The sequence below is a fragment of the Microbacterium sp. AB genome (assembly GCF_032878875.1).
Lineage (GTDB): Bacteria > Actinomycetota > Actinomycetes > Actinomycetales > Microbacteriaceae > Microbacterium > Microbacterium betulae.
The window spans coordinates 1,089,401-1,102,376 of the sequence record NZ_CP118157.1 but is presented as its reverse complement, the minus strand read 5'-3'; the positions used below and the strand labels follow the sequence as shown (position 1 = coordinate 1,102,376).

The 12,976-nt window shown below is 70.6% G+C and carries 12 protein-coding genes; 3 read left to right on the top strand and 9 right to left on the bottom strand.

The window, feature by feature from the left end:
* Window positions 1-15 precede the first annotated feature (15 nt).
* The 7 genes from tmk to N8K70_RS05250 all read right to left on the bottom strand — a co-directional run bounded on the left by tmk (window position 16) and on the right by N8K70_RS05250 (window position 6,366).
* Window positions 16-636 (bottom strand): dTMP kinase, encoded by a 621-nt coding sequence (tmk, locus tag N8K70_RS05280; RefSeq protein WP_317141175.1) that lies wholly within the window; start codon window positions 634-636, stop codon window positions 16-18.
* 8 nt (window positions 637-644) lie between these two features.
* Window positions 645-3,392, bottom strand: a complete 2,748-nt coding sequence (topA, locus tag N8K70_RS05275; protein ID WP_317140561.1) for a type I DNA topoisomerase — start codon at window positions 3,390-3,392, stop codon at window positions 645-647.
* A 71-nt stretch (window positions 3,393-3,463) separates the two neighbouring features.
* Entirely contained in the window at window positions 3,464-3,784 is a 321-nt protein-coding gene (locus N8K70_RS05270) for a helicase (protein ID WP_317140560.1), read from the bottom strand.
* Entirely contained in the window at window positions 3,784-4,158 is a 375-nt protein-coding gene (locus tag N8K70_RS05265) for a TadE family type IV pilus minor pilin (protein ID WP_317140559.1), read from the bottom strand. The genes N8K70_RS05270 and N8K70_RS05265 overlap by 1 nt, the downstream gene beginning before the upstream one ends.
* Complete coding sequence (locus tag N8K70_RS05260; RefSeq protein ID WP_317140558.1) at window positions 4,158-4,352, bottom strand: DUF4244 domain-containing protein; 195 nt, start codon at window positions 4,350-4,352, stop codon at window positions 4,158-4,160. The genes N8K70_RS05265 and N8K70_RS05260 overlap by 1 nt, the downstream gene beginning before the upstream one ends.
* 56 nt (window positions 4,353-4,408) lie before the next feature.
* Window positions 4,409-5,347 carry a type II secretion system F family protein gene (locus N8K70_RS05255; RefSeq protein WP_317141174.1) on the bottom strand — a complete coding sequence of 313 codons (939 nt, stop codon included), beginning with the start codon at window positions 5,345-5,347 and terminating at the stop codon, window positions 4,409-4,411.
* Window positions 5,344-6,366 carry a TadA family conjugal transfer-associated ATPase gene (locus N8K70_RS05250; protein WP_317140557.1) on the bottom strand — a complete coding sequence of 341 codons (1,023 nt, stop codon included), beginning with the start codon at window positions 6,364-6,366 and terminating at the stop codon, window positions 5,344-5,346. Before N8K70_RS05250 ends, N8K70_RS05255 begins: the two co-directional genes overlap by 4 nt.
* 212 nt (window positions 6,367-6,578) lie before the next feature.
* Here N8K70_RS05250 and acs point away from each other — a divergent pair, with 212 nt between their 5' ends.
* A complete protein-coding gene (gene acs / locus N8K70_RS05245; protein WP_317140556.1) occupies window positions 6,579-8,546 on the top strand; it encodes an acetate--CoA ligase in 1,968 nt (655 codons plus the stop codon).
* A gap of 130 nt (window positions 8,547-8,676) precedes the next feature.
* On the opposite strand, the gene N8K70_RS05240 is transcribed toward acs, so the two are convergent.
* Both N8K70_RS05240 and N8K70_RS05235 read right to left on the bottom strand, forming a co-directional pair.
* Window positions 8,677-9,144 carry a RidA family protein gene (locus N8K70_RS05240; RefSeq protein WP_317140555.1) on the bottom strand — a complete coding sequence of 156 codons (468 nt, stop codon included), beginning with the start codon at window positions 9,142-9,144 and terminating at the stop codon, window positions 8,677-8,679.
* Window positions 9,141-9,365: a DUF4177 domain-containing protein gene (locus tag N8K70_RS05235; RefSeq protein WP_317140554.1), complete on the bottom strand. Its 225-nt coding sequence runs from the start codon at window positions 9,363-9,365 to the stop codon at window positions 9,141-9,143. The genes N8K70_RS05240 and N8K70_RS05235 overlap by 4 nt, the downstream gene beginning before the upstream one ends.
* Window positions 9,366-9,463: 98 nt before the next feature.
* Here N8K70_RS05235 and N8K70_RS05230 point away from each other — a divergent pair, with 98 nt between their 5' ends.
* Both N8K70_RS05230 and N8K70_RS05225 read left to right on the top strand, forming a co-directional pair.
* A complete protein-coding gene (locus N8K70_RS05230; protein WP_317140553.1) occupies window positions 9,464-12,058 on the top strand; it encodes a transglycosylase domain-containing protein in 2,595 nt (864 codons plus the stop codon).
* A complete protein-coding gene (locus N8K70_RS05225; RefSeq protein WP_317140552.1) occupies window positions 12,058-12,975 on the top strand; it encodes a metallophosphoesterase in 918 nt (305 codons plus the stop codon). The genes N8K70_RS05230 and N8K70_RS05225 overlap by 1 nt, the downstream gene beginning before the upstream one ends.
* The last annotated feature ends 1 nt before the right edge of the window (window position 12,976 follow it).

The following is a 12,976-nucleotide window of genomic DNA, read 5'->3' as shown; positions in this document are numbered from 1 at the left end:
ACATCGCCGCCGCGCTCAGAGCGTCGAGCCGACGCGAGCGCGGACGGCCTCGGCGAGCGCGGCGGGAGGGAGCGACGCGTCGAGGACGAGGAAGCGATCGGGATCCGCGTCCGCGAGGTCGAGGAAGGCCCCCCTCACGCGGCGGTGGAAGTCCTCCCTCTCGGCCTCGAGCCTGTCGAACGGCTTGTCGTCGGCGTCGAGCCGGGCTCGTGCGACGGCCGGGTCGAGATCGAGCAGCACCGTGACGTCGGGCAGCGCGTCCTCGGCGGCCCACAGCGACAGCGCGCGCACCTCGTGCGCGTCGAGCACCCGTCCGGCGCCCTGATAGGCGACCGACGAGTCGAGGTAGCGGTCCTGGATCACGACGTCCCCGCGCACGAGCGCCGGGCGGACGACGGTGCTGATGTGCTGAGCCCGGTCGGCGGCGTACAGCAGGGCCTCGGCGCGCGGGACGATGTCGCCGCGGTGGTGCAGCACGATGTCGCGGACGAGTCGCCCCACCTCGCTGCCGCCCGGCTCGCGCGTGCGCACGACCGTGCGCCCTTCGGCCTCGAGCCACTCCTGCAGCAGTCGCGCCTGCGTCGTCTTGCCGACGCCGTCCCCGCCCTCGAAGGTGATCCAGATGCCGTTCGCCACGGCCGCCGTCACTTCTTCTTCGCCGCGGGCTTACGGGCGGTCGTCGTCTTCCGGGTCGTCGTGCGCTTCTTCACGGGGCCCTTCGCGCGCTTGTCGGCGAGCAGCTGCTTGGCGCGCTCGAAGTCGACCTCCTCGACCGTCTCGCCGCGCGGGATGGTCGCGTTCGTCTCGCCGTCGGTGACGTACGGGCCGAACCGGCCGTCGCGCACGCGGATCGGCTTGCCGCTCACGGGGTCCGCGTCGAACTCCTTGAGCGCGCTCGACGCGCGCCGTGCACCGTACTTCGGCTGCGTGTACAGCTCCAGCGCCTGCTCGAGCGTCACGTCGAAGATCTGGCTCTCGCTCTCGAGCGACCGCGAGTCGGCTCCCTTCTTGAGGTAGGGGCCGAAGCGGCCGTTCTGCGCCGTGATCTGCTCGCCCGACTCGGGGTCCTCGCCGACGACGCGCGGGAGCGACAGGAGCTTGAGCGCCGTGTCGATGTCGACGGTCTCCGGCGACATGCTCTTGAACAGCGACGCCGTGCGCGGCTTGGGCGCCGTCTCCTTCTTGGCGCCGCGCTTCTTCGGAGCCGGAGCCTCGACGACCTCGCCCGTCGCGGCGTCGGCGTCGTCCGCGGCGGGGGCGTCCTGCTCCTGCACGTAGGGACCGAAGCGACCGTCCTTGACGACGACGATCTTGCCGTTCTCGGGGTTCTCGCCGAGGACGCGGTCGCCCGCGACGGGAGCGTCGATGAGCTCCTGGGCGCGCTCCCTCGTGAGCTCGTCGGGCGCGAGGTCCTCGGGCACGTTGACGATGCGCGGCTTCTCGTCCGGCTTCTCGGGGTCGGTGACCTCGAGGTAGGGGCCGTACTTGCCGACGCGCAGCGTGGCGGTGTCGGTGATCGGCGTGGAGTTGATCGCCCGCGCGTCGATCTCGCCGAGGTTGTCGACGATGTTCCGGAGGCCGGGATGCCCCTCGCCGCCGAAGTAGAACGACTTCAGCCAGTCGACGCGCCGCTGCTCTCCACGCGCGATGGCGTCGAGGTCGTCCTCCAGCTCGGCGGTGAAGTCGTAGTCGACGAGCTCCGCGAAGTGCTCCTCGAGCAGGCGGATGACGCTGAAGGCGATCCAGGTGGGGACGAGGGCCTGCCCGCGTTTGACGACGTAGCCGCGATCGAGGATGACGCCGATGATGGCCGCGAAGGTCGAGGGGCGGCCGATGCCGCGCTCCTCGAGCGCCTTGACGAGGCTCGCCTCCGTGTAGCGCGGCTTCGGGGTCGTCTCGTGCCCCTTCGCGACCGCGTCGGAGAGGACGAGCTCGTCGCCTTCGGCGACCTGCGGGAGCGACTGGTCCTTCGCCTCGTCGGCATCGCGGCGCTTCTCGTCGCGGCCCTCCTCATACGCCTCGAGGAAGCCCTTGAACGTGTAGACGGTGCCGGACGCCGTGAACTCGACGGTCTTGCCGTCGGCCTGCGTCTCGATCGTGACGGTCGTCGTCTCGAACTTCGCGTCGGACATCTGGCTCGCGACCGTGCGCTTCCAGATGAGGTCGTACATCCGCTGCTCGTCGCGGCCCAGCTGGCCGGCGACCTCCTTGGGCGTGCGGAAGCGGTCGCCCGAGGGCCGGATGGCCTCGTGCGCCTCCTGTGCGTTCTTGCTCTTGGACGCGTAGGAGCGGGGCTTGAGCGGCACCGCGTCCTTCCCGTAGAGCGCGACGGCCTGCTCGCGCGCGGCGCTGATCGCCTGCGCGCTGAGGTTGGTGGAGTCGGTGCGCATATAGGTGATGTACCCGCGCTCGTAGAGGCTCTGCGCGACCGACATCGTGATCTTGGCCGTCATGCCGAGCTTGCGGCCGGCCTCCTGCTGCAGCGTCGACGTCGTGAACGGCGCGTAGGGACGGCGGGTCCCCGGCTTCGCCTCGACCCTGGTGACGCGGCCGGTGCCGGCCGCCTCGATCGCGGCCGCGAGCGCGTTCGCGGCCTTCTCGTCGAGGACCACGACGGCGCGCTTGAGCTCGCCCTTGTCGTCGAAGTCGCGACCGACCGCGAGCGGCGCCCCGTCGACGCGCGCCACGCGCACGGAGAAGCCCGTCGCATCGCGCGCCGCGGTCGCCTCGATGCCCCAGTACGAGGCCGAGACGAAGGCCATCCGCTCGCGCTCGCGGTCGACGACCATCCGGGTCGCCGCGGACTGCACACGGCCCGCGCTCAGCGCGCTGCCCGAGCTGCCGCTGCCGATCTTGCGCCACAGCACGGGCGAGACGTCCCACCCGTAGAGGCGGTCGAGGATCCGACGGGTCTCCTGCGCGTCGACGAGCGCGATGTCGAGCTCGCGGGTCTTGTCGATGGCCGCGCGGATGGCGTCCTCGGTGATCTCGTGGAACACCATGCGCTTGACGGGGATCTTCGGCTTCAGCGTCTCGAGGAGGTGCCACGCGATGGCCTCGCCCTCGCGGTCCTCATCCGTGGCGAGCAGGAGCTGGTCGGCGTCCTTCAGGGCGCGCTTGAGCTCGGAGACGGTCTTCGTCTTCCGGTCGCTCACGACGTAGTACGGGTCGAAGTCGTGCTCGATGTCGATCGAGTACTTGCCGTACGCGGGACGATCCTTCTCGGGGATGTCGCGCTTGTCCGCGAGATCGCGGATGTGTCCGACCGAGCTGAGCACCTCGTAGCCGTCGCCGAGGTAGTTCTGGATCGAGCGCATCTTCGTCGGCGACTCGACGATGACCAGGGTCTTCCCCGTCGCCGTCTTTCCTGATGCCGTCTTGCCTGATGCCAAGGGGCGTCCTTTCCTCGAAGCACACCATACACATCGCGCACCGACCGGTCCCCGGGAACGGGGCATCGGGTTCAGCGCGGGGGCGGGCCCGCTCGGGCAGCGGCCGCCACCGGGAGACCGCCGTATTCGGAATGCACCGAGACGGTTGCGATGAGTCCCTCGACGATACAGGACTCCACTGACACCCCGCCCGCGGCGGCCACCTCATCGGCGAGGACGCACGGGTCGCCGACGACCGCACCGCTCACGGCATCGGCCGCGGCCAGCGCCGCCGCGTCGGCCACGCTCGCGACCCGCTGGCTCTCCGCAGCCGCTCCCCCGGCCGCGGCGAGCCCCACGACGAGCACGGCGGCGGCCGCCACGACTCCCGCCGCGATCGCCGATCCCGCCATCAGAGCCCTCCCGCGAGCGCGCAGCTCACGGCCTCCAGCGGCATCGAGATCGAGCCGATCGCGGCCTCGCCCGACGCCGTCGCGCACACGAGGTCGCCCCGGTGCGCGATGGCGAGCCGTCCGCCCGCGTCCGCCACCACGGCGGCCGCGCGTCCCTCGTCCTCGCCACGGGCGACGAGCCGGGCCGCATCGGCCGCGGCGTCCTGGAGCTGCACCTGCCGGGACGCGGCGCCGAGACCCGCGATCCCGAGAGCCGCGACGAGGACGACAGCGGGCAGCGCGACGGCGAGCTCCGCGGCGACGGAGCCGCGTTCGTCGCGGACGTCGTCAGGACGCCGTCGCGGCGATCCCGGCCGTCGCGCCGCCCCGGCCATCACGGCACCGTCAGCGCGCGGCGCACGAGATCGGTGAGGATCTGCTGCACCTCACCCGAACGCATGATCATGACCAGCAGCCCGGCGAACGCGACCGCTGCCATCGTGACGATCGCATACTCGGCGGTGGACGCGCCCGTGTCGTCCTCGAGCAGCTCGGCGAGCCGCGCGGAGGGGCGTGGGGATGGGGACATGTGCTCCTTCTTTCTCTCGGTGTTCTCGGTTCTCCCGGGGTCGGACGGTCGGCGCCTCACTCGGCGAGGACCGGCAGCGGCGTGGCCGTGATGACGCTGAGCATCATGGGCGCCACGCCGAGGCAGAGGAACGCGGGCAGCGTGCAGACGCCGAGCGGCAGCAGGATCCGCGCGCCCAGGCGTGCGGCCCGCATGCGCCCGCTCGTGCGGGCGTCGTGACGCTCGTGCGCGGCGGAGGCGCGCAGCAGCTCGACGGCGGGGACGCCCGCGGCCCGGGACAGCGCCAGCACCTGATCGACGTCCTCGGTGTCGCGCGGTCCGCCGGGCGCCTCGTGCACGAGGCCCAGCGCGCGATCGATCGAGACGCCGCCCGCGAGCGCGATCGCCATGAGCTCCGCCGTCATCCCGGGGGTGCTCGGCGGCGGCTGCGCAGCGCGCACGAGCCGTCCCGTCCACACGCGGGCGGTGACGAGGAGCGCGACCCCCGCGCCGAGACAGGCGAGCCCGAAGGGATCGGCGAAGAGGACCGAGACCGTGTCGAAGCCCAGCGCCCCGCCGATGAGGAGCCCGAACAGGGGAAGCCATCCCATCAGCCGAGCCGTCCCCGTCGGCTCGGCGAGCGCGACCCGGACGTCGTCTCCGCTCTCGTGCGCGTCGCGCAGCGCGTGCGACATCCCGCGCAGGCTGTCGGCGAGCGGCGCGCCCACGGCGGTCGACACCTCCCAGGCCGCGGCGACGTCGCGCCAGGCGCTCGCGAGCCGGGCCGCCTCGGGGTCGTTCCGGCGCCGGGCGCTCGCGCCCTGGGCCTCGATCGCCTCGACGAGCGGCGCGCCCTCCGCCGAACGCGCGAAGACCGCAGCGGCGTCCGCATCGCCCGACTCGCCCAGATGCCGCCACGCCGCCGCAGGCGCGGCGCCCGCCTGCAGCAGCACCGCGAGCCGCAGGACCGTCTCGGCGACGGCCGCCGCCCGCCCCTGGCGCCCCGAAGACCTCATTCCCACGGCGTCGCCTCCGTGATGCCGAGGCGACCCCCGGCATCCGTGAAGCGCCCCACGCGCGCCAGCCTGCGGCGCCCCGTCCTGTCGCGCTCGAGGTGCAGCACGAAGCCGATCGCGCTCGTGACCTGACGGGCGACGGCGTGATCGTCCATCCCCGCGAGCGCGCCGAGCGCCTCGAGACGGGCGGGCACGTCGTCGAGGCCCGAGGCGTGCAGGGTTCCCGCACCGCCGTCGTGGCCCGTGTTGAGAGCCGTGAGCAGCTCGCGCACCTCCTCGCCCCGGCACTCCCCCACCACGATGCGGTCGGGTCGCATGCGCAGCGACTCGCGGACGAGGCGCGCGAGGCCGATCGCGCCCGCGCCCTCCAGGTTCGGCTGACGCGCCTCGAGCGACACGTGATGCGGATGGGCGATGCGCAGCTCGGCGACGTCCTCGATCGTGACGATCCGCTCGTTCTCCGGCGTGTGCGCGAGCATCGCGGCGAGCAGAGTCGTCTTCCCCGTGCCCGCGGCGCCGGTCACCAGCACGTTCTCGCGTGCCAGCACGACGCGCGTGAGCCAGGCGCGCACGCCCTCGTCGAACGCGCCGCCGCGGCAGAGGTCGTCGAGGTTCGCACGCGCGAGGCGCGGAACGCGGATGGAGAGAGACGTCCCGCTCGTGGCAACGGGCGGCAGCACCGCGTGGATGCGCACGCCGCCGGCCAGCCGCACGTCGACGCACGGGGTCGCGTCGTCGATGTGCCGCCCGCCGCGGGCGATGAGCGCCGTGGCGATGTCGCGCACCTCCCGCTCCGACGCACGCCACGTCGGATCGTGCTCGGGTCCGGAGCCGCGGTCGACGAAGAGCCCCGACGTGCCGTTCACGAACACGTCGGTCACCGCGTCGTCGGAGAGGTACGGCGCGAGCGGCCCCAGGTCCGCCCGCGCCGTCATGGCCTCCCCGCGCTCCGCGCGCGTATCGCCCTCGCCCGCGCGGCGGGGGTTTCCGCGCGGCTGGACGATGAAGGGGACAGCCATGCTTCGACGCTACGAAGCGCGCGCTCCTCAGGGGGCGCGCGGAGGCCATCCGTGGAGAACAAGACGCCGACACGCCGCCTGGGGACGCGACGTGACGCTCCGTGACACCCCCGACTTTCGGCGGTATCCGCTTCTCCTCGCGCGGGCGTAGCGTCGTCTCACGTCGCCGCAACGCCGCGGCGGCCAGGACCCGCACGCGAAGGAGCGATCGAATGTCCAGTCAGATCGATCACCTGCTCAACGAGACACGTCGTTTCGCCCCCTCGGAGGAGTTCGCCGCCTCCGCCGTCGCCACGGCCGAGCTGTACGAGCAGGCCGAAGCCGATCGCGAGGGCTTCTGGGCCGAGCAGTCGCGAACCCTGCTGCACTGGGAGAAGCCGTTCACCGAGGTGCTCGACTGGTCGACGCCGCCGTTCGCGAAGTGGTTCGCCGACGGCGAGCTCAACGTCGCCTACAACTGCCTCGACCGTCACGTCGAGGCGGGCAACGGCGACCGCGTCGCGCTCCTGTGGGAGGGCGAGCCGGGAGACAGCCGCCGGGTCACGTATGCCGAGCTCACGGAGGAGGTCAAGCGCCTCGCCAACGTGCTCACGGGCCTCGGCATCGAGGCAGGGGACCGCGTCGCCGTCTACCTGCCGATGATCCCCGAGGCGATCGCCTCGATGCTCGCCGTCGCGCGCATCGGCGCCATCCACTCCGTCGTCTTCGGCGGGTTCAGCGCCGACAGCCTGCGCTCGCGCATCGACGACGCCGGCGCGAAGCTCGTCATCACCGCCGACGGCGGCTATCGCAAGGGCAAGGTCTCGCCGCTCAAGCCGGCCGTCGACCAGGCGCTCGCCGACCGGGGCGACGGCGAGCAGCTCACGGTCGAGCACGTGCTCGTCGTCCGCCGCGGCGAGAACGAGGTCGCCTGGACGGAGGGCCGCGACCTGTGGTGGCACGACGTCGTGCCCGCGGCGTCCGCGGAGCACACCGCGCAGGCGTTCCCCGCCGAGAACCCGCTGTTCATCCTCTACACGTCGGGGACGACGGGAAAGCCGAAGGGCATCCTCCACACCTCCGGCGGATATCTCACGCAGGCCGCGTTCACGCACCGCAACGTCTTCGACCTGCACCCCGAGAGCGACGTGTACTGGTGCACGGCCGACATCGGCTGGATAACCGGCCACACCTACGTCGCCTACGCACCGCTCGCGAACGGCGCCACGCAGGTGCTCTACGAGGGAACGCCCGAGTTCCCCCAGCCGGGACGCTGGTGGGAGGTCATCGAGAAGTACGGCGTGACGATCTTCTACACCGCACCCACCGCCATCCGCGGGTTCATGAAGCAGGGCCGCCAGATCCCCCAGCGGCGCGATCTGTCGAGCCTGCGCGTGCTCGGGTCGGTGGGCGAGCCCATCAACCCCGAGGCCTGGATCTGGTACCGCGAGATCATCGGCGCCGGCCGCACCCCGATCGTCGACACGTGGTGGCAGACCGAGACGGGCGCGATCATGGTCTCCGCGCTCCCGGGCGTCACGGAGACCAAGCCGGGATCGGCGCAGGTGGCGCTGCCGGGGATCTCGCTCGACGTCGTCGACGAGAAGGCCCGGCACGTCGGGCACGGCAACGGAGGGCTGCTCGTCGTCACCGAGCCGTGGCCGAGCATGCTGCGCGGCATCTGGGGCGATCCCGAGCGGTACAGGGAGACGTACTGGGACAGGTTCGCCGATCAGGGCCACTACTTCGCGGGGGATGGCGCACGCCTCGACGAGGACGGCGACATCTGGCTGCTCGGCCGGGTCGACGACGTCATGAACATCTCGGGCCACCGGCTGTCGACGGCCGAGATCGAGTCGGCGCTCGTCGCGCACGAGGCGACGGCCGAGGCCGCCGTCGTCGGGGCGTCGGACGAGACGACCGGCCAGGCGGTGGTCGCCTTCGTCATCCTCAAGGAGAGCTACCTGAAGCTGCACGGGCCGGACGGCCTCGCCCAGCAGCTGCGCGCGTGGGTGAGCGAGCAGATCGGGCCCATCGCCCGCCCGCGCGACGTGTACATCGTCGGCGAGCTGCCGAAGACCCGGTCGGGCAAGATCATGCGCCGCCTGCTGCGCGACGTCGCCGAGGGCCGCGAGGTCGGCGACACGACGACTCTCGCCGACACGGCGGTGATGAGCGTCATCTCGGCGCAGGTGCGGTGACGGGAACGATCAGCCCACGCTTGTGGGTGGAAAACGCCGTTTACCGAGAGGGGAAAGCGGCGTTTTCCGTCCACAAACGCGTCGGGACGAACCCGTGGAAGGGTTCGGCCCGACGCGCGTGCTCGACGCGCTACGCGAAGAGGAACGCGACCTCGACCTCGACGGGTGCATCCAGGGGCAGCTCGGCGACGCCCACGGCTGAGCGGGAATGACGGCCGGCCTCGCCGAAGATCTCGCCGAGCACCTCGCTCGTGCCGTTGATGACGCCGGGCTGGCCGGTGAAGCCGGGCGCGGATGCGACGAAGCCGGTCACCTTCAGGACGCCCGTGATCCGGTCGACGCCGCCGACGGCGTCCGCCGCCGCGGCGAGGGCGTTGAGCGCGCTCGTGCGGGCGAGCTCCTTCGCGTCCTCCGCCGGGACGAGTCCGTGCCCGTCGCCGACCTTGCCGGTCTGCGGCAGGGCACCTGCGACGAAGGGAAGCTGACCGGAGGTCTGCACGACGTCTCCATGGGCCTTGGCGGGGATGTACGCCGCGACGGGCGCCGCCACGGCGGGGAGCTCGATGCCGAGCTCGGCGAGACGTGCGGAGACGGTCACTGCGCTTCTCCCTCGAACTGCTTCGCGGCCTGGGCCGCGGCTCCGAGGCCCGCGTTCGCCGGGGCGGCATCGGCCACGGGCCGCTTCAGATAGGCGACGAGGCCGCCCTCCGGCCCCTGCACGATCTGCACGAGCTCCCATCCCTGCTTGCCCCAGTTGTTGAGGATGGCCGCGGTGTTGTGGATGAGAAGCGGCGTGGTGAGGTACTCCCACGTGGTCATGGAACTCCTGTCGTTCGTACGGGGGACGGCGCTGAGAATGCGGTCCGACTCGGCCGTCGAGGGCGGGATGTTCAGGGAACTCCCTTACCATCAAGCCTATGCCCGGAGCGAAAAGGACTGCGAGCGGTGTCCTCGGCGGTGTCCTCGGCCTTGCTGGCCTGAGCGCCATCGCCGGCGTGCTCGTCACCGCCACCGTCACCCCCACGGTCGCCGTCGCAGGAGCGGCCGCGTCCAGCGCGATCAAGATGTTCGACGAGCTGCCGTCGTACCTCGAGGTCGACACCCCCATGCAGCCGACGACGATCTACGCGCTCGACGAGAACGGCGACGACTTCGAGCTGACCTCGTTCTACGACCAGAACCGCATCCCGGTGTCTTACGACGATGTCTCGCAGACGCTGTACGACGCGCTCCTGTCGAGTGAGGACCCGCGGTACTACAGCCATGGCGGCATCGACATCATCGGCACGACGCGCGCTCTGCTCAACAACTTCCAGGGTGGCAGCACGCAGGGCGGATCGTCGATCAGCCAGCAGTATGTGAAGAACGTCCTCATCCAGAAGTGCGAGCAGGAGGCCGAGTACGGCTCCGACGAGCAGAAGGCCTGCTACTACGACGCCATCGAAGCGGAGGGCGTCGAGGGATACGAGCGCAAGCTGCAGGAGATGCGCTATGCCATCTCGGTCGAGCAGGAGTACTCGAAGGACGAAATCCTCATCGGCTACCTGAACATCGCGAACTTCGGCGGGTCGACCTACGGCATCGAGGCCGCGTCCGAGTACTACTTCAACACGACCGCCGCTGATCTGACCCTGAGCCAGGCGGCAACGCTCGCGGGCATGGTACAGAACCCGAACCGCTACCGCATCGATCTGCCCGACGGCACCTATACCAACGCGGATGGCGCCCTCGTCAACGGCGAGGCAGATGGGTACTCGGCGACCAAGACGCGTCGCGACTACGTTCTCGACCGGATGCTCGACGACGGCAAGATCACGCAGGAACAGCACGATTCGGCGAAGGCCGAGGAGATCGCGCCGAACATCAACCCCCGCGAGACCGGGTGCGGTGCCGCGGGCGGCTCTGCCTACTTCTGCAAGTACGTGCAGCAGACGATCCTCACCGACCCCGCGTTCGGCGAGACGGCCGAGGATCGCGCACTCACGTTGCGGCGCGGCGGTCTGAAGATCTACACGACGCTGGACTTCAACATCCAGATGCCCGCCGAGGCGACGATGACGGCGAACACTCCGTCGTACATCGACGGGATGGACTTCGGCGCGGCGGCCGTGACCGTCGAACCCAGCACCGGCCGCATCCTGGCGTTGGCGCAGAACACGCAGTTCAGCGAGGACCCGAGCGTCACAGATACGCAACCGGGGTATACCTCCCTGGTGTACGCGGCTGACAGTGCCCACGGTTCTGCGAACGGGTTCGAAGTGGGTTCGACGTACAAGCTCTTCACGCTCATCGACTGGCTGGAGAACGGCCGATCGGTGAACGAGGTCGTCAATGGGGTGAACCGGGTCTTCCAGGGGACTTGTGACGGTGTCACGATCCCGAACACACAGAAGATCGGCAACTACGGAAACGCCGGCGGGTATACAGGGACGGTTGCGAACTTCACCCGGGACTCGCTCAACTCCGGGTACCTTGCGATGGCGACCCAACTCGATGTCTGCGAGATCAATCGCGTCGCGGAACGGTTCGGCGTCACGTTGGGAAGCGGCGGGTCGGTGACGGAGAGCAATTTCCTCTACAACGTCCTCGGCGACAAGAACATCGCCCCGCTCTCCATGGCCTCTGCCTACGCGACGATCGCGAACAACGGCATCCGCTGCGAACCGCATGCGATCGACCGCTACATCGACGCGAACGGCAACGAGACGACTTTCGAGCCACAGTGCGAGACGGTCGTCGATTCCAACGTCGCCGCAACGGCTGCATACGCCCTCAAGACAGTCATGGCGTCAGGGGGGACGGGTGTCAACGCGAACCCGAACGACGGCACGGATCTCATCGGCAAGACCGGTACCCACCAGAGCAAGCAGACGATGATGATCGAGTCGTCGACGGCGGCGACGACGGCCGTCTGGGTCGGCAACTCCGACAGAGAAGTCGCACTGGAGCGCACGTACTACAACGGCACGACGCTCAACCAGCTGCGCTATCCGATCGCGCGGGACATCCAGGCGGCCGCGAACATCCATTACCCCGGTGCGGCGTTCCCTGAACCGGATGGAAACCTCATCCGCCGGGTCCTCGTCGACCTGCCCGATGTCACGGGGATGTCGGTCGACGAGGCGACGAGCACGCTGCAGAGCGCAGGCTTCAGCGTCACGGTCGGAGACTCCGTCGTCGGCGACCAGCCGGAGGGAATCATCCAGCGACAGGATCCCGGCGCCGGACAGGCCGCCGGCGGCTCGGTCGTCACGATCTACCCGAGCAACGGCGAGGGGTCGGAGGTCCCGGATGTGACAGGGCTCTCGGTGCAGGCTGCTTTCTCCGCGATCACCGGCGCCGGATTCTCGAACGTCGAGCGCGGCGACTGCTCGCAGAAGTCCAACGCGGGCAGCGGGAAGGCCACGGGCACGGATCCCGAGGCGGGCACCGTCGCCGACGCCGACACCGTCGTCCGTGTGAACTACGAGGCGAGGAGCTGCGGCAGCAGCAACAGCGGAGACGACGACTAGTGGGTTCCCGCCCGGGCCTCGCGGCCCTCGGCGCCCTCGCGGGCGCCGGGGCCGCGGCCGCCGTCTGGGGGATCGGCATCGAGCGCCACCTCTTCACCGTGCGCCACCACACGGTTCGCGTGCTCGACCCGGACGCCCTCCCCATCCGCATCCTGCACCTCTCCGACGCGCACATGGCGCCCTGGCAGCACCGCAAGCAGGAGTGGATCGCGAAGCTCGCCTCCCTCCGGCCCGATCTCATCGTCAACACGGGCGACAACCTCGGGCATCGCGAGGGGCTGGAAGGCATCCGCCGGGCGTTCGCGCCGTTCCGCGGCGTGCCGGGCATCTTCGTCCACGGGTCGAACGACCTGTGGGAGCCGGCTCCGCGCAACCCTCTCCGCTACCTGCTCGGCCCGTCGGATGGCACTCCGAGAGTCGAGCGCCTCGACACCGACGCACTGGACGGGTATCTCACCGACGAGCTCGGATGGTCGGGCCTGAACAACACCGCGACGACGCTCGACATCCGCGGCACGAGGGTGAACCTCTTCGGCGTGAACGACCCGCATCACCGGCTGGACGAGCTCGACGCCCTGCCGCCGCTGATCTCCGAGCTGCCGACGCCCGCCCTGACGCTCGGCGTGACTCACGCCCCCTATCGTCGCGTGCTGGACACGTTCACCGATCTCGGCGCCGATGCGATCTTCGCCGGCCACACGCACGGCGGCCAGGTGCGCGTCCCGTTCTACGGCGCGCTGCTGTCGAACTGCGATCTGCCCCCGAAGCAGGCCCGCGGCCTCTCGGCCTGGACGCACGACGGCCGCACCGTGCCGCTCAACGTGAGCGCCGGTCTCGGCCACTCGATCTACTCCCCCGTCCGCTTCGCGTGCCCGCCCGAGGTCTCGCTCCTGACGCTCGCGCCGCGGCACGGCTGAT